Source organism: Enterococcus thailandicus, assembly GCF_001886265.1.
Classification (GTDB): Bacteria; Bacillota; Bacilli; order Lactobacillales; family Enterococcaceae; genus Enterococcus_B; species Enterococcus_B thailandicus.
Genome location: NZ_JXLE01000010.1, coordinates 89,598 through 106,737 on the forward strand (window position 1 = coordinate 89,598; position 17,140 = coordinate 106,737).

The following is a 17,140-nucleotide window of genomic DNA, read 5'->3' on the forward strand; positions in this document are numbered from 1 at the left end:
TTGTCCTGAAATCAACTGCATTCTTCCTCAGTGACCCACTTTTCACTCCAAACTTGTAACTGTTTGATTGAATTTTGTAAGTCTGCTCCTTTTTCAGTCAAAAGATATTCAGAACGATTGGATTCATTACAGGAAATATTTCGAGTAACAATTCCTTCTTTTTCTAACTCTTTTAGACGTTCAACTAATACTCGATCGCTAACCATCGGAATCTTTGCAGCAAGATCAACAAAGCGTTGCGGACCATTTTCTAGTAGTACATCAATAATCAACCCGTTCCATTTTTTCCCCAAAATCGAGAAAGTTTTCTCAAACTTCGGACATAGAACAAAGTCTGTCTGTGTAAGCTCCATCTTACTCACCTCTTTTTGAAGAGTATAGCATAATACTTACAAAGTGTAAGCAACTTATGCTTATTCATAATCTTTTGTTAACATTTATGATTTTCTTGCCACGTAATAAAACTAAAAAGGTATTTGTTACAGGTTTTCCTAAAGAATCAGCCAATGCTTGTTGGTAAAGTCGGAGCTGTCCTAAATATTTTTGAACAACTTTATCAATCTCAGTTGGGTCATCTGGATTCATAAGGAAATCCGTTTTGAAATCATAAAGATAGATGTCATCTGCAAATTCGATATAGCCGTCAACGATTCCGTGAATCAGTAATTCATCAGTTTCATCCGGATAATTTTCAAACACTTCTTCCGCTGTCATCAGCATCGCAAATGGTTGCTCTCTTTTCACTTTTGTGGAGTGTTCCAGTAATAATTTTCCAAGATCTGTTTCAAAAAACCAAAGAATTGCAGAAATGTCGACTTTTTCTGCCACTTGTTGATCCACTAATCGCTTTTTGACTAGCTCTGCTAGTAAAGCTTGGATTGATTCTTCTGTTGGTGGCTCCAATGGCAATAATTGCAACAACGTATGTGTGACTGTTCCAATTGCAGTTGCTGATACACCTTTTTGCAAAAATTTTGGTTCAGCTAGCTGTTCTTGTGTATAACGAAATTGTTGATTTTTTGCTTTTGTTTGATTGTCTTCCCAAGTTAGCTTCGTTGCCTGACTATCATCTGGGTCTTCAAATAATCGTTTGATTTCTGAAACAGATTGGTAACTCGTTGTTTGAGTGGCAGCCTGATAAGGATAAACATATGCTAAACGTTGACGCAGAGTCTCCGATAAACCAAATTGGTTTTCTTTCGGCGTAACTAAAGAAGGCTCCCGCTGTGCAAGTTGTTGACGCTTTTCCGCCAACTCTTGTTGGTTCATCCACAAAACGGTAAAGGAACCGTTCGCATCAGCTAAAGTCAATACTGACTCATCCTCCAAGTATTCAGACATTCGAGGATGACGAATCAAGCTGTAGCCAATCCAATTCATCAAGCTCCCTCGACCTTTCAAGCGCAACGCTGGATCCAGAACCAGTTCCGATGCATTTAGCGCTTCGCCCCACGTTTTAATTGTTTGTTCACGACTCTTGTAAGAGCCAACAATAAACAGTTTTTGTTCCGCCCGAGTCAACCCAACATACAATTTACGCATTTCTTCAGATAATAATTTGTTTTGTTTAGCTAATTTAATGGCTTGAAAAGGTAATGTATCAAATAATACGCGAGTTTGCGGGTCCATGTAGCGGATTCCTGCACCTAATTTTTCTTCAAATACGTAGCGTTTTCGCAAATCCTGTAAATTGAATTCTTTCGTCATGTCCAACAAAAAGACAACAGGGAATTCTAGTCCTTTACTGGCGTGAATCGTCATCACACGAACTGCATTGTCTTCCACCGCAATGACAGGTTCTGCCAAATCTTTATCCTTTTCTTGCATTTTTTCGATAAAACGAACAAACTGGTACAATCCTCGAAATGAACTTTGCTCATAAGCTTTCGCACGATCCACTAATGCATATAAATTCGCTTGTCTTTGTGCCCCAGCTGGTAACCCAACCACGTATTCTAAGTATCCCGTCTCGTAGTAAATAGCCCAAAGTAAGTCCGCAATTGAAGAACGTCGAGCAAGTTCACGCCATTTATCCAACAATTCTTTAAAATCAGAGAGCTTAGCACTCAAGTGATCTTGATTCATTTTTTCATAAGTTAAAAAGGCATCAAAGAACGTACGATTTCGATCCGCTAAGCGAATCTGCGCTAATTCAGGTTCAATCAAGCCAACGATTGGTGAACGTAAAATAGCTACTAAAGGAATGTCTTGGTAAGGATTATCAATGATTTGTAGTAATGAAATCACAGTCCGGATCTCTGTTGCTTGGAAATAATTTTGAGCATCGTTCATTTCCAGTGGAATATCTAAGGTCTTGAACACATCCAAAATCGTTAAATTATTTTTTTTCGTTGGTGTCAATAGGACAATATCCCCATATTCGACTGGTCGATTAGCTTTCAATTTTTTATCGTAGATTTCCCACTTGTTATCAATTAATTCACGGATTTTCAACCCCGCCATCAATAATTCGCCTTCTGTTTTATCTTCAAGAAAATCATCTGAAGGCAACTCTTCCGTAGTTTCTTCCTGTTCTTTTTCATAAATCAAAATTTCTGGATTAAACTGCGTACTATTAGGAAAATCAGGAAATCCTAACGCCAGTTTTGCTGCTTCATCATAAGTAATCTGGCCAACTTGTTCATCCATAATTTGTTCAAAAATCAGGTTAGTAAATCGCAAGACTTCTTCTCGCGAACGAAAATTTTCTGCCAGAACGATTCTTCTACCACCTTCTGCTTTTGAAAATTCTTGATATTTTTTGATGAATAGACTTGGATCCGCTAATCGGAAAGAATAAATAGATTGCTTGACATCTCCAACCATGAAAAGATTTCCATTCGTTGGATCAGGTTCTCTTAACCAGTATAAAATTGCTTCTTGCAATTGATTGACATCCTGATACTCATCAACCATTACTTCTTTGAATTTCTCTCGGTAATAATTCGAGGCTTCACTTGATATCCAACCATCAGCGGTTTTCTTGGTCAAAATCATCAACGCCAAATGTTCTAGGTCATTAAAATCTAATACGCCTTTTTCGCGTTTTTTCTCACTAAATCCATCCATAAACGCTTGTGTTACTTGGCACATCTCTTCGACTAAAGGAAGTGCTTGTGTCATAATAGCTTCCATTTGCGCTGGCGAAACAGCGAAATAATTTTTACTGATTCCTTGAATCATTTTTTTCGAGCGATCACGAAGAGCTTTTACTTCTGCTGATCGTTCTTTCAATTCGGCTTTTCGACTGCTTTTAAATGTTGAAAAGGTTAAGTTTTCTAATCCTTGATAAGCCATCTCTAGTTGATCTTGTATAAATGCCTCATAAATGGCATTGATTCGTTCACGTTCCTCGGAAACTTGGTCGTACATTTTTTCCAAACCTTCCGTCTGAGCTAAGCTGACCATCTCTTCATATGCCTGTACACATTGAAAAACATCTGCCAAAATCAATGGACGTAATTGATTTTGATATAACGCCGATTCGCCAAGCGAGCCTTCTAAACGATAAGATTCACTCAATCCTTTAAGCCAATTAGTTGGATCTGGATTCGCACGCGCAAACTCATAAAGAGACAAGATTAAGTCAGTCAAGCCTTCATCTGATCGATCATTTGAAAAGTTTGTCGTTAGTTGGAAAAATCGCTCATTTTTTTCTCCGTAAAGACGTTCACGTAATTCGTCCCACACGTCTTCTTTCATTAACAAGGTTTCTGTTTCATCTGTCAGCATTCGAAAAACTGGATCGATATCGATCAGATAATAAAAACGACGAATGACAGTTAAACAAAACGCATGTAGTGTTGAAATATTAGCTGTGGGTAGCAACATTAATTGTTTCGTAAAATGTTGCTGACGTTGCGTATCTGTTTCGTCGTTGATTGCCGACTGCAAAGCTTCTTGGATTCTTTCTTTCATCTCACGTGCAGCAGCTTCCGTAAACGTAACAATCAAGAGTTCATCAATATTGACACCCATTTTAAGTTTTTCAATCACTCGACGAACAAGAACTGTGGTTTTTCCTGATCCTGCTGAAGCGGAGACAAGCAAATTGTCCCCACGATCAAAAATCGCTTGCCATTGTTCATCTGTAAAACGTTCATTTTGGGGCTTTAATGGAATCTGACTCACTCTTCTTCACCTCGTTTCAAAATTCTGCGTAATGCTTCGTCCTTATCCAGTTTTTCTAAGCGATGATAATTGTTTTCCTTTAACATCACATCGAAAGTGCAGACACTTCGAAATGGACAAAATTGACAAGCAATCCGCTGTTTATCTTTATAGGCTGGATTTAGTTTGATTTCTCCCGAAGTGATTGCTTCACCAGCTAAACGCATATTTTTACGATTGTGTTCCATAAACTGATGTAATTCTTCTTCTGTGAAGAATTTTTCTTTACTGTAACTGCCCTTTTGATACTCATCTTTCGCATTTTTTTTCACTGGATAAATCAAAGATTGCTCTTTCGCTTCTAACGAATGATCAAGAACTTCCAACAATCCCGGATCATCAACAAAGACACCATCATAACTAAACTTTTTCAACGTATTCTTTTCAATTTCTTCGTTTTCGGTTAATACAGGGTTGTGGACATGTAAATAATAGGAACCAGCAGGCTTGACTGTGGCTTGTCCGGTTAAGCGTACTGCATCCATCAAGGCAACATCTAAGTAAGTCAATAGTTGCATGGCCATTCCATAGTAAGCTTCCGTAACATCAAACGTTCGCCCACTAGATTTATAGTCCACAACACTTAACCAGGTTTCGTCTTGTTCCGTGGCCGTGTCGATACGGTCGATTTTTCCGCGAACATGTAGTCTTCCACCATTTTGTAAAGGTAATTCCAAACCCGGGATTCCTTTTGCCCCAGCAATTTGTCCGAATAAAATCTCCGTTTGTAACGGATGGAGACCGGTATTTTTACTTTGTTTTTGTAACGCCCACGCTACTTTTTGGATTGTTTGGCTCAATTGATAACGGATGTAGTTCATCCGTGCAGAACTATCTAAAATTTCAAAACGCAGTTCACCAAAAACTTCTTGGAGAACTTTCTCAGTAAATGCTTGGCGTTCTTTTTCCGTCATGTTAACGAGTGAAAGTTCATTTGAAAATAATAATTTAAAGAAGCGATCCAGTGATTCATGATAAAAGTCCCCAGTTGCTGCTGGTGTCAGTCCATAAATCATCCGTTCTTTCAACTTCAAGCCAAATTGAACAAAATATTTATATTCACAGTTGTAAAAATTTTCCATACGAGAAATAGACGTATAGATTTCTTTTCCGTATAACTGCTCTGCTAACTCTGTCGGTAATGAAACTGGAACATTCAAATGAGACTGACTTTCAAATACACGTAAAGCAAAGTTCCGCCAAGGAGAATGGAGAACGACTTCTCTCAATTCAGTCCATACTTTCGCTAATTGTTGTTTCTCATCTGCTGCCAAACGAAACATTCGGTTCAACGTATCAACGGCACTCCGATACGTCCCAATATAATCCGCTGGCTCACTGGTCACCGTCAATCGTGTCTTTTTCTCAATTGGAATTGCTAAATAACGATTGATTCGTTGTAAATAAGGAGAAATTTTCAAACTTCGATCCGTATCGTAACTTTGTGCATAGCTTAAATAAAGTCGCTCTGTGCCTGAAAGAAAGACCAAATATGCTTGAAAAGGTTCAGAAGACATACTTTCCGTTGCAGGATCAAACAAATACTGATCTTCAGCCAATGCTTGATTCAATTGTTCTCGTTCTTCACTAGATAGCAGACCTTTTGTTTCTTGACGAGCTGGGAAAGTTTGATCGTTCAAGCCCAAAGCAAAGGTAATTTTTGCTTGATTTGGACGAACTAATTCTAAGCGGTTTACTTGAACTTGATCAATTGCTGTAGGAATCTTCCCATAACTTAAATTTTCTAGTCCACTGCTAATAATGTCTTGGAATGTTTCCCATTCAAAGCTGGTTTCCCCATAAATCAATGCAAACTCGTCCAGTAAGTCGATCAACGCCCCCCACGTTTGCTCATGATTTCTGGCTTGTGCTAAATTTCCGCGGGCAACTTCTTGATTCCGCCAAAATAACAGTTGTTGACGGACACCACTGGTCACTAAAAACTGATAAAAAACACTAGCAGCTTCTTGACCATTTTCACAATTTTTGATTTTTTTAAAGAAACCCGGAATATTACTCTGGAATAAACGACGAATCTCATTTGACTGCTCTTGCAGTTCTTGAACGTCTTCCAGCTCCTCTGTTTCAAAGTTGTAAGAAACAAACGTCCAATCCTTTGCGCGAGTCCAGTAGTTTCCTTGATAATTATAAGCTAAAGCAACATTTTCTGTGAGATCTAATTTTTTGCGGAAATCATCTCTGATCCATTGCCATTGTTCCTGCTCTAATTCTTGATTTTCTGGAGCAATCAATAACTCCGTTTTGAAAAATCGCATAATGTCACTCAAACGATAGGCGTAGCGATCCAAAGCAAACAGACTGTTGATCCACTCGATCAGAGGATGGTTCTCCATCAACTGCTCTTCATCGAGATAAAACGGAATCGCCATTTCTTGAAAAATCGGCTTTAATAAATTGCCATAAAGAAGCATATCTTTCGTCAATACTTGAATATCGCGATACCGACATTCCCCCTCGCTAACCAAGCGGCGAATTTCCACGGCCAACTGTTGGACTTCTTCCGTTGGTGTTTCCGCCTCCCACAAATGAATCGTCTTTTGTGCACCAACTTTTCGAGAACGATTTTGTTTTTGACTACTTGTTTCTTCCCACATCTCTTGTAATGCGGCTAACGCTTCTGGCACTTCCTTCGCTGGTGCATATTGATCAATCAAAATCGGTGCACGATGTTCTTTTGCCCCGTTCAACAAGCGAAAATATAACTTGCCTGTTTCGTGAAACAGATTTAAGGGTTCAGGCACTTCATTAGGATAAGGTCGATCAAGTAATAAATCGACAACCAGGTTTCCTTTGACCATCATTGCGCTCAACAACTGATACTCCTGGGCATTGATCCGAGAAAAACCCGTCATCAAAAATTTTACATGGCGAAAATCTTGTTGATAAAGATACTCACTTAAAATAGCTAAAGCATCTTCTGCTTGTAGCATTCGCTCAAATAGTTCTTCTTCATACGCAGAAAAAATCAACTGTAAATCTTGCATTTTCAATTGTTGGTCTGCTGCTTTGGGACTTTCCCCAGTTACACTAGCTATTAAGTCACTTGGGTGAATGTTTCCTGTGCGCATTTCTTCATATAATTCTTGGAGTTGCTTGATGAATCCTTTTTTGTTGACTTCTCCACGAAAAATGGTCAATTTTTCGCGGTTTTTTTCTAATATCTGACGTAGAATCATTGCTGAGCCAGACTCGGTGATGCTATTACCTGAAAGCAAAGTTGTCTGTTGCAAAATGTACCATGCTAGTCGATAAAAACTAAAGACTTGCACCTTTGTCGTACTAAAGGTTTGTGTTCCTTTGCGCTGACGTAACATTGCTAATAATTCTTGTTCTTGTTCAAACTTATTGTAATTAGGTACAAGGAAAAAGACTTGATTTTGAGGAGCTGCTTCTAACCAAGCCGTTGCCTCATCAATCAGTGCTGTTCGATGATCTTTCTTACCTGAGCCGAGAATAAATTGTAAAGACATTTTACTCCTCCTTTACTTTTTGATGCTCTTCTATTATAACAAAAAAACTGAACATTCGTTCTACTTATCAAGGTTTTTGGTAAAAAGAAATAACTTTTTAAAAAAGGTTGTGACACAAAGCGGTTAGCTCCGACAAGATAGCGCGCAAGCACTCAAAATAGCTTTTCATATTTTGAAGTGAATGCAATCTATCTTGAGGAGTTGCTTTGAGAACACCGTGGATAAGGTTGTGATTCAAAACGTTCCCCTTCAACAATATAATACGCAATCATAAAAAATAAATTTTTCTATTTTGAAGTGATTGAAAATTATATCGAGGGATTGCTTTGGGAACGTCACAAATAATCTTCCAACATAAAACATTCAGCTCCGAAAAAACAATCAAAAATATTTGTTTTGTTGGCAAACCTATTTCTCATAAACTTTCTTTACACTTAATCTCAAAGTTTTACCGTTTTCTCCACAAAAAAAGCCTAGGACATCAACTGCCCTAGGCTCTAACTTTTTTAATGAATTGAACCCATTAATTTCTTAATTGGTTCTTTGATTGTGAATAATAAAATCCCACCGATGATTGCAACGACTCCGATAATCCCAAAATATGCTGATTCAGTTGCCGGTGTATAAAAACGAGCGATTTGCGCGTTAATTGCTTGTGATGAAGCATCTGCTAAGAACCAGATAGCAATTGTTTGTGATTCAAACGCGCGTGGTGCTAGCTTAGTTGTTACAGATAGACCAACTGGTGATAAACATAATTCTGCAATTACAATGATGAAGAAGCTACCAACCAACCACATTGGACTTACTTTTCCAGCTGTTCCATATAATAAACCTGGTAACATCAATAACAAGTAAGAAAGCCCAGCAAATAACAACCCAAGTGCAAATTTTACAACAGTTGATGGTTGTTTTTGTCCAAGTTTCGTCCATAAAGTAACGAAGACAGGTGTTAGAACAAAAATAAAAATTGGATTTAATGATTGGAACCAGCTTGCTTGGATCGTTACACCAAATAAAGTTGATTGTGTTCGTTCGCTAGCAAATAACGCAAGAATCGATGAACCTTGCTCTTGTAATGACCAGAAAATAATTGCTGCTAAAAACAAGGGAATATATGCTAATACTCGTGGTTTTTCTTCTGCAGAAACATCTTTTGACGTTAACATTTTTACAAAATAGAACACAGGTAGAACAATTCCAAGTATGCTAATCGAATTAACAAAGAAATCAATAGAAAGATGACCAGTTAATTGTGCACCACCAAAAATAGCAATGATGACAACAAACGCAATAATAAAGTTACGAATAAAACCTTTACGTTCTTCTGGTGTTAATGGGTTTGGAGCTTTTGTTCCAACACCATCTAATGTTTTGCGGCCTTGGATGATGTATTGTAGTAGACCGAAGAACATCCCAAATGCTGCTAACGAGAAACCTAAATGATAGTTATATTCTTGACCTAAAGTCCCAACAATCAGTGGTGCTAATAATGCCCCCAAGTTAACACCCATATAAAAGATTGAGAAACCTGCATCACGACGTAAATCTGTTTTTGAATAAAGATGTCCCACCATTCCGGACACATTTGGTTTCAATAAAGCTGTCCCCATAATAATCAATGCCATTGAAATAAATAAAGCACCTACTCCAAATGGTGTCGCTAAAACAATGTGACCAAACATGATGAATACTCCACCAAAAAATACTGTTCGTTTTGCTCCAAGTAAACGGTCGGAAATCCAACCACCAACAATGCTTGACATAAATACAAGTGAACCATAAATCGACATGATTGCTAAGGCCGTTGTACGTGGTAATCCAAGACCACCATTGGAAACTGCGTCATACATATAATAAAGAAGTAATGCACGCATTCCATAATAACTGAATCGTTCCCACATCTCTGTGAAGAACAATGTTGATAACCCCTTCGGCTGACCAAAGAAGCCTTTATCTTGTTGATTTTCCATAATCTATACCCCAATTCTTTAAATTTTCAGAAAATAATAAACATATTACCTGAAAAATTTAACTGAAAAACTTATCTAAGAAATATATACTTCTTTTCTATAAAAATAAGTAAAATTCAATGACAAAATAATAAGAATAAAAAAACACACATTTAATAATTATATAGTTCCTCTCGATAAACTTACTAAAAAAAGTCGTTAAAGCAGTTAAGTAACCGCTATCACTCTTTTTGCTTTCTCATTTACTTTTTCCTAAAAAAAAATTTCCATTTTTTTGAGCTTTTCTATTTACTTACTTTTTGTAAGATGATATACTTCATTTTGTATTCAATTACAAAAAGTAAGTAAAAAAACAACATTCAAAGGGAGACTATACTATGACTACATTTACAAACACTTTAAAAAATCGCCGTTCTATCTATCACTTAGGACGTAACGTTTCATTATCAAACACAGAATTAGAAGCACTTATTAAAGAAGCTATCAAAGAAAGCCCAACTGCTTTCAACGCACAATCAACACGCGCTGTTATTCTTTTCGGTGACGCTCACGAAAAATTATGGGAAATCACAGAAGAAGCACTTCGCCCATTAACACCTGCTGAAGCTTTTCCTAATACACAACAAAAATTAGCTGGCTTCAAAAATGGTTACGGAACTGTTTTATTCTTCAAAGACACTGATATCGTTAAAGGATTGCAAGAACAATTTGAACTTTATGCAGACAACTTCCCAGATTGGTCAGAACAATCAAATGGTATTGCAACAGCAAATACTTGGGTTTCATTAGTCGAACAAGGACTTGGCGCAAACTTACAACATTACAATCCAGTAATTGATGAAGCAGTTGCAAAAGAATGGAATATTCCTGCAAACTGGAAACTACGTTCTCAATTAGTTTTTGGTTCTGTTGAATCACCTGCTGGCGAAAAAGAATACATGAACGATGAAGATCGTTTCCGCGTATTTAGCTAATTACAAGATTATAAAAAAGGAACACGTCTAGGATTAATCTAAACGTGTTCCTTTTTAGTTTAAAGTAAACATTTTGATAGAAAATAAAATCTGCTTCGTAATAAAAAATGGTTTCATTCATTCTTTTTGCTGCGATGTTTTCAAAAGAACTTCTCGAAATAACTCACACCTGGTCAAAAATATAAAAAGCTATTTTCGCCAGTTGCTCATTATTTTTTCGAAGCTAACCGCTTTGTGACACAACCTTGTCCTCACTCTTCATCAATCATAATATCAATCTGAGCATCATCATTTAATCGTTGCGCTAAAAATGGCACCAGCTCCTCTAAAGAAGCGGAAAATTTTAACATCGGCCCACGCCAGCCCTTACGGAAAAAGTTCATTTTCACTTCATTTGAGCCTTGGGGTTGATATAAAACGATTCGATTGATTTCAGAAAAAGGAACGCCCCGTTTATCAAAGCTATTTAAAACCAAGCCTTCTTCCGTTATCCCACGACTATCCATTAAAAAACTGATGAATATCATTGCGGATAAAACGGCTTTCGCCAAGTCATCCACCGTTGGCTGACTAATGATCGTAAACCAGATAACTAAGACCACAAGAAACGGAACCACCAAGTAAACCCAACGATTTCGTACTGCTTTATAAACAATTTCTCTACGAACGAACCATAGAAATAAAAACATGACAAAAACAAATGCAAACAATAACAAAGTAAAGGTTGTTATCATCGTACATCACCTCTCTTCTCTCATCTCAAGAAAACTTTTCTCTTTATTAAGTCAAGTATATAGAACTTTTTCAAAAACAGCAAAAAGGACACGCAGCAACACTTTTTCATGTTTGAACTACTTGTCCTTTTTATTTTTTATTCAAATGTATCATATTTTGCAACAACCATGCTGGACTTCTCTTCCAATAATTCTTGGTCTTCGTCAGCACATTGAGCAACTTTGACTACGGCACAATTCGTCATTTTTGATACAACTTCTCCAACAACTGGTTGTGTGAATCCAATTGGCTTACAAGAATACTTTTCTCCTAGATTTATCATTTCTTCCGTCATCAAAATCCTCCTACACTGCTGCCCCATTTTCTTTCCTGAAGTAATTTATTCAGGCAGAATGTTCGTTGTCATTACCAATTGATTCTTGTTAATAACTTTTTTGAACAAACCATATTGGCATTATAGCCTACTGGTTTCGTTTTCACAAATAAAACCTCTTTTAAACACGAAAGTTTCGTATAAAATTCATAAAAAAGAACGGAATTATTCATTTTTTCTTCCCCTCATTTTTTAAGTTGAAATAGTTGAAAAAATGATTACTAGCTGTTAATTTTTTTATGTAAACTTCTCCATCAGGAATTAACGTAAAAGTATTTCACATTCACAAAAAAAGCATTATAATAGCAAGAATGTAAGATGTTCCCTTGCGGAATAATTGGAGGTCCTTATGAAAAAGAAAGTTGCAAAAAAATTAAGTGGATTTGTTAGCGTTAGTCTGCTTGCTGCTGGCTCAATCTATTGGTTAACAACGCCCAACTCAAACGAAACTGCACAACAAAAACAAGAAGACCAAAAGCCTCCAGCTAAAAAGAAATCCAATGAAGCGAATGAAATGATTTTAGATGTTCCACTTGCTAACCAATTTGACGAACCATCTCTAGAAAATGGCTGTGAAGTAACTGCCCTTTCTATGTTGTTAAATTACTATGGTTTTGAAACGACCAAAAACCTGTTAGCAAACGAACTTACTTATGTCCCTGTGTTTAATGAAGATGGTACACATGGTGATCCAAATGAAGGATTTGTTGGTGATATTTCTGGTGGAGACTGGGCAATGGGTGTCTATGTCGCACCAATCGCTGCACTCGCACAAAAAGTAGTACACACTAGCTACCATGCACAAGCAAAAAAAGAAGCCTCACTTGTTGATATCAAAGAAGCCTTGAATGAAGAAAAACCGGTTTGGACCATCGTCACCATTGAGTTTGAGGTCCCTGATGAAACTGACTTTATGACTTGGACTACCCAAAATGGTGAAGTTTCTGTCACTCCCCTAGTTCACGCTTGTGTCGTAACTGGCTATGACAAGGAAATGATTTACGTGAACGACCCTTATGGCGAAAAAAATCGAGCAGTTCCAATCGATAATTTCACTGAAATTTTTGAAGCAATGGGTGGACAAATGTTAACCTTGGAAAAAAGTAACTAGCGTTCTTTCAAAGAATGACATATACTTTAGACAAGAAGATTCTTATTTGAAGGAGGAGGCATCATCATGGAAAGATTCAATCAAAAAAAACCGAATCCAAATGAAATTCCAATCATTTTTGTACGTGATGATTCTGGCAATGTTCAGGGAAAAGTTTCCGTCAACGAATGGACAAACCGCCACCGTCCTTCCTCTTTAAACCAATTAGAAATCAAATTATATCGTCAAGCTTTAGCGTATTACGCCGAGCAAGATTTGGAAAAAGCGATTGATATCCTAAAATTTTTGATTTTACAAACCGAATATACTCACTTTGAATATGTTGAGCGTTTAGCAAATATCTATCACTTGAAAAATGAACTACAACTTGAATTAAAACTTCTCTCGTCAACTATTTCCGTTGCTGAAGTTACAGGTCTACCTTCTGGTCTGGTTAGAAAAATCGAACGTCGAATCGAGCGAATCAAAAAAAACAAATAACAGGCAAGATAAATTAGTTGCGTTTTTATAAATAAGTGCTAACATAAACTTGCATTGAGTCATTGGGATGTAGCCAAACTGGTAAGGCACTTGACTCTGAATCAAGCAATTGCAGGTTCGAACCCTACCATCCCAATTTGGGTTCACGTTTTCTTATCATTTCAAAAAGGAGTTGCGACAATCGTCACAACTCCTTTTTTTATTCTGCTTTTATCTTGATTATCCAATAAGTGCTAATGCCTTTTCAGGAACTTCGTTTTTGTCGACTTCTTCGTACGTTTCGACATGTGCGCCTTTATTCGTTAATTTCAAATAACGCTCTTCCTTTAATACACCAATCCCATTAAACTCAACTGTCCGTTTTTTTCCATTTTTGTCTACCGCTTCCTGGATATAAGTTGCTGTTCCGTAACTATTGACAGCGTCCGGCTTTTTCGTTTTTACATAAACTTCTCCTTCTGTTACCAAAGGATTTAGTTGGTCCATTATACCAGCAAATTCACTGTGTTGATTTGCTGTATACATTTTTAATCCAAACAAACTTAACCCGCCAATCAGAATAATTCCTACAAAAAATTTAACTACTTTCATTTTCCTACCTCCTATGATGTTGCACTTATTATAACTAGAAACAGAAGGTAGAAACCTCCGACCAGGGAATGAGTTTTCCCTCATACTTTAGCAATGCAATCAAATTTCATAACAACTATTATTCAAAAAACACTCGTTATCTGGTAAACTATGAATGTAAAAGTAATCTGAACATGAGCGTAATAGCATTTTATATTGTTATTCGTTACTTTTTAATAACTTTTAATAACTATAAAGGATGGGGTAAAAATGAATAAAGATGAACTAATCGCAAAAGTAAAAGAAATGGTTAATGAAGGAAACTTGGACGAAGCAAAACAATTTGTCGAAGATCATAAAGATGAGCTTGGTAGCTATGTTGAGCAAGCAAAACACCTTTTGAAAGATATTGATGTTGATGGAATCACTGATAAAATCAAGAGTCTGTTTAAATAAAGCTTGTGGCTCCAAGCGTTAAGCTTCAAGGAATAAGGAATCCTTTCTAAAAATAACTTCTCATATTGTTATGAAACAGAGACTTCTTACCGAGGAAACCACCATGGAAATAACACAAATAATGTTATCAAAAATTGTAACACATAACACTCAGCTACAACTAACTATCCGTAAACATGGGTTGAGACAAAAGTAGCCTAAATAGAAAAACGCCTAAAATTCGTTTTTGAAAACGTTGATTTTAGGCGTTTTTTAAATTGAAAATGTGTTAAGAACGACTGGTTTTTAGTTTTTGCCCAGTCTATTTATTATGCTAGTGTTTTTCTGAGTAACTTTCTTTTGTTGTTAAACTAATAACAGTTAAATAACCACATCAGGTTTTCTTACCCTCTTCTGGATCTTGCTTTTCTAAACAGTTATCTACAAGCTAGCTGGTTTAGCTATCCTAATGATGCTTATTTTGGGAAACGGTAATTTTTCCAAATTTTCCTGCAATAGGTTTATTTCTTCAAACAAGACGGCTAAATAATTTTTATTTTGCTATCACTTTTGATTCATTGGGCTTATTTTTCCCTAGTCAACGCTCTTAATCTAGCTTTTTGTCAAAAACTAATATAAACGTGTTGGATCATAGTGATAGGTAACGTTTCCGTTCAAGGATGCTTTTCCAACCACATATTTGCGGTCTTCCAACTTTAACCAAGCTTCCCGGAAGGTCATTACCTCATCATGCTTGACCTCGATTTTTTCGATTTTTCCAGCAATCAATGCTTGGATTTGTTCATCATATGGATTCATTTTTTCTTCCTCCATTGTTAATACGTAGTAAAAACTGGTTCATAGATTTTTTTCGTATCCAAATCTTTTCTAACTTTTACTGTTGTGTAGATGATTTTTTCAACCGGAATACTATAAAATTCTTCTTCGCCATTATTAAAACGGTGAACCTCTTTTTTGCTTAAAATACCATTGATTTTATTCGTCAACACCCGCTTTTCTACACTGTTGCTGACAACATAATAAATCACTCGAATATTGTTCACTAAATGTAAGTCAATCTCTAATATCACATGGTCCATGAAAATTTTCATCCTCTCTTTCAGGTCTGATTATATCAGGAATTTGTGAGACAATCAAAATCAATCAGCAGATTAATTGCGTACTTATCACAAATGTGCTTGCACCAATCAACTTAACATGTTATTTTGTAACATGGACTTATTTTAATATAGGAGGCGCCCCATGCTGATCTTGGGTCAATTATTCTTTTATATACCTTTTTTTATTATGGCTTTGATTACATTCTATTATATTCACTGGACGAGAAAAAAAGTTTCCGTTTTAATTGCTTCTCTCCCTAGTGCTTATTTCACTTATCAAATTTTTACTATTCGTCATTGGGAGACTACCTCTTTGCTAGCCAAGTATGTCTTTGGGCTTACGATTTCAGTTATTTTGCTGATTGTGTGGTTATTCATCTTATATAATAAACAAAACTAACGTTATCTCTTTCAAAACTCACATTTATTATGCGTTCGTTTGAAACTCTTCAACCAGCTAATTCTTCTTAGCTGGTTTTTGTACACAAAAAACATGAGTTGCATTATTTCCTACAACCCATGTTTTCAACTTTCTTCTATACTATAGAAGAAAAAAGATTTACTCATTTAAATCTTCCCTTTTTTGTAAAAATTCTTCTAGATCATCCAGAGCTTGTTGTGTATGCACGAAATCTTGACTGTAAAGCGATGCTAGTCGCTCAGGCAAAATAAACCATGATGGATGATAGCCGTTTGTTGTCACAGGAAACCCTTTATCTAGCCGATTATCCCCATCCCATCGAACAGCAATCGTCTTCTTCTCTTTCCATTTTACAAATGCTGTCGAGTAGCCTTTCTTGGTCTTCGTGCCATCCTCAATAATTGACAACACTTTGATTTTTTCTTTAGGAGCCGATACATCTTGTGGTTGAACCATTTTATACACCAACTTTCCTTATTTTACTACTAAAACATTACATGGGGCATGTGTCACTATATAAGAAGTTGTCGAACCGACTAATGCTTGCTGAATTGCTCCTTTACCCGTTGCCCCCATCACAATCAAATCAATTTGTTCCTTATTAGGAATATCGACTCCAATCAACTCACGCGGATCACCAGTCTCAACGACGGCATGGATCGAATCAATACCATATTCCTTTGCATCATTGATTTTTTTCAACATTTCCAATTCAATTGCTTCTTTTTCCTCTGCATAAATTTTTGAAAATGCGTAAGCACTATGGGTTAATTCAACTTCATTAATAATCGAAACAATATATAAACTTGCATGATTTTGTTTGGCAATTGCCATTGCTTCAGAAAAAGCTTTTTCTGATTGTTTTGATCCATCAACAGCAACCAAGATGTTTTGATAACTGATAGTCATTGAAACCGCCTCCCTTTTCTTTTATTGTATCATCACCTACTTAAATTCAAAAATATATGCACTATTTCTTCAAAAATTCCTTTAAATACGAAATTTTTTTTGCTTTTACGCACAAAAAACAGAACATACTTTTTCATTTTTCACCCTTAAAAATCATTGATGTGATTACTTTATGTGCTTTTTTTCATTTTACCCACATTTTTTGATAATATTTTTGTTACAAAAAACCTGATTCTGTTACAAAGTGTCATCAATCTTTTACCTATGAAATCTTTTCACATGATAAAGTATGTCCATGTTGAAAAACACTTAACAAAAACTTTTATGATTCGAAGGAGAATATATATTATATGAAATCACTTAAAACTGTACTATTA

At 36.2% G+C, this 17,140-nt stretch carries 16 protein-coding genes and 1 tRNA gene; 6 read left to right on the forward strand and 11 right to left on the reverse strand.

Going from position 1 to position 17,140, the window contains the following annotated elements:
• Positions 1 to 11 precede the first annotated feature (11 nt).
• From RV17_RS08490 to RV17_RS08505, 4 genes are all read right to left on the reverse strand, one after another.
• Positions 12 to 353, reverse strand: a complete 342-nt coding sequence (locus RV17_RS08490) for a winged helix-turn-helix transcriptional regulator (protein WP_067482388.1) — start codon at positions 351 to 353, stop codon at positions 12 to 14.
• A 64-nt stretch (positions 354 to 417) separates the two neighbouring features.
• On the reverse strand, positions 418 to 4,131 hold the full coding sequence (gene addA, locus RV17_RS08495; protein WP_071868995.1) for a helicase-exonuclease AddAB subunit AddA: 3,714 nt from the start codon (positions 4,129 to 4,131) through the stop codon (positions 418 to 420).
• Positions 4,128 to 7,661, reverse strand: coding sequence for a PD-(D/E)XK nuclease family protein (locus tag RV17_RS08500; RefSeq protein ID WP_071868996.1), 3,534 nt, complete (start codon positions 7,659 to 7,661; stop codon positions 4,128 to 4,130). The genes addA and RV17_RS08500 overlap by 4 nt, the downstream gene beginning before the upstream one ends.
• 506 nt (positions 7,662 to 8,167) lie before the next feature.
• Positions 8,168 to 9,634 carry a peptide MFS transporter gene (locus tag RV17_RS08505; RefSeq protein WP_071868997.1) on the reverse strand — a complete coding sequence of 489 codons (1,467 nt, stop codon included), beginning with the start codon at positions 9,632 to 9,634 and terminating at the stop codon, positions 8,168 to 8,170.
• A 377-nt stretch (positions 9,635 to 10,011) separates the two neighbouring features.
• Between RV17_RS08505 and RV17_RS08510 the strand changes: the two genes are divergently transcribed.
• Complete coding sequence (locus tag RV17_RS08510; RefSeq protein WP_067482395.1) at positions 10,012 to 10,608, forward strand: nitroreductase family protein; 597 nt, start codon at positions 10,012 to 10,014, stop codon at positions 10,606 to 10,608.
• A gap of 251 nt (positions 10,609 to 10,859) precedes the next feature.
• On the opposite strand, the gene RV17_RS08515 is transcribed toward RV17_RS08510, so the two are convergent.
• Together RV17_RS08515 and RV17_RS08520 are read right to left on the reverse strand one after the other, a co-directional pair.
• Positions 10,860 to 11,342, reverse strand: a complete 483-nt coding sequence (locus RV17_RS08515; protein WP_067482396.1) for a hypothetical protein — start codon at positions 11,340 to 11,342, stop codon at positions 10,860 to 10,862.
• Positions 11,343 to 11,479: 137 nt separating this feature from the next.
• Positions 11,480 to 11,677: a hypothetical protein gene (locus RV17_RS08520; protein WP_067482398.1), complete on the reverse strand. Its 198-nt coding sequence runs from the start codon at positions 11,675 to 11,677 to the stop codon at positions 11,480 to 11,482.
• 388 nt (positions 11,678 to 12,065) lie between these two features.
• Here RV17_RS08520 and RV17_RS08525 point away from each other — a divergent pair, with 388 nt between their 5' ends.
• The 3 genes from RV17_RS08525 to RV17_RS08535 all read left to right on the forward strand — a co-directional run bounded on the left by RV17_RS08525 (position 12,066) and on the right by RV17_RS08535 (position 13,443).
• Positions 12,066 to 12,827, forward strand: coding sequence for a C39 family peptidase (locus RV17_RS08525; protein WP_071868998.1), 762 nt, complete (start codon positions 12,066 to 12,068; stop codon positions 12,825 to 12,827).
• 66 nt (positions 12,828 to 12,893) lie between these two features.
• On the forward strand, positions 12,894 to 13,307 hold the full coding sequence (locus tag RV17_RS08530; RefSeq protein ID WP_067482402.1) for a hypothetical protein: 414 nt from the start codon (positions 12,894 to 12,896) through the stop codon (positions 13,305 to 13,307).
• Positions 13,308 to 13,370: 63 nt separating this feature from the next.
• Positions 13,371 to 13,443: transfer RNA gene (locus RV17_RS08535), tRNA-Gln, on the forward strand.
• Positions 13,444 to 13,526: 83 nt separating this feature from the next.
• On the opposite strand, the gene RV17_RS08540 is transcribed toward RV17_RS08535, so the two are convergent.
• The gene (locus RV17_RS08540; protein ID WP_067482404.1) at positions 13,527 to 13,898 is read right to left on the reverse strand and encodes a YxeA family protein; all 372 of its coding nucleotides are present in this window, start codon (positions 13,896 to 13,898) and stop codon (positions 13,527 to 13,529) included.
• Positions 13,899 to 14,147: 249 nt separating this feature from the next.
• On the opposite strand from RV17_RS08540, the gene RV17_RS08545 reads away from it, so the two are divergent.
• On the forward strand, positions 14,148 to 14,333 hold the full coding sequence (locus tag RV17_RS08545) for a hypothetical protein (RefSeq protein WP_071868999.1): 186 nt from the start codon (positions 14,148 to 14,150) through the stop codon (positions 14,331 to 14,333).
• Between the two features lie 609 nt (positions 14,334 to 14,942).
• Here RV17_RS08545 and RV17_RS08550 read toward each other — a convergent pair.
• Together RV17_RS08550 and RV17_RS08555 are read right to left on the reverse strand one after the other, a co-directional pair.
• Positions 14,943 to 15,131 (reverse strand): hypothetical protein, encoded by a 189-nt coding sequence (locus RV17_RS08550; protein ID WP_067482407.1) that lies wholly within the window; start codon positions 15,129 to 15,131, stop codon positions 14,943 to 14,945.
• Between the two features lie 17 nt (positions 15,132 to 15,148).
• Positions 15,149 to 15,412, reverse strand: a complete 264-nt coding sequence (locus tag RV17_RS08555) for a hypothetical protein (RefSeq protein WP_067482409.1) — start codon at positions 15,410 to 15,412, stop codon at positions 15,149 to 15,151.
• A gap of 163 nt (positions 15,413 to 15,575) precedes the next feature.
• Between RV17_RS08555 and RV17_RS08560 the strand changes: the two genes are divergently transcribed.
• Positions 15,576 to 15,833, forward strand: a complete 258-nt coding sequence (locus RV17_RS08560) for a glucose uptake protein (RefSeq protein WP_071869000.1) — start codon at positions 15,576 to 15,578, stop codon at positions 15,831 to 15,833.
• 159 nt (positions 15,834 to 15,992) lie between these two features.
• Here the strand turns inward: RV17_RS08560 and RV17_RS08565 are convergent, their stop codons facing one another.
• Both RV17_RS08565 and RV17_RS08570 read right to left on the reverse strand, forming a co-directional pair.
• Positions 15,993 to 16,310 (reverse strand): hypothetical protein, encoded by a 318-nt coding sequence (locus RV17_RS08565; RefSeq protein ID WP_067482413.1) that lies wholly within the window; start codon positions 16,308 to 16,310, stop codon positions 15,993 to 15,995.
• 18 nt (positions 16,311 to 16,328) lie between these two features.
• Positions 16,329 to 16,763 (reverse strand): universal stress protein, encoded by a 435-nt coding sequence (locus RV17_RS08570; RefSeq protein ID WP_067482415.1) that lies wholly within the window; start codon positions 16,761 to 16,763, stop codon positions 16,329 to 16,331.
• Between the last annotated feature and the right edge of the window lie 377 nt (positions 16,764 to 17,140).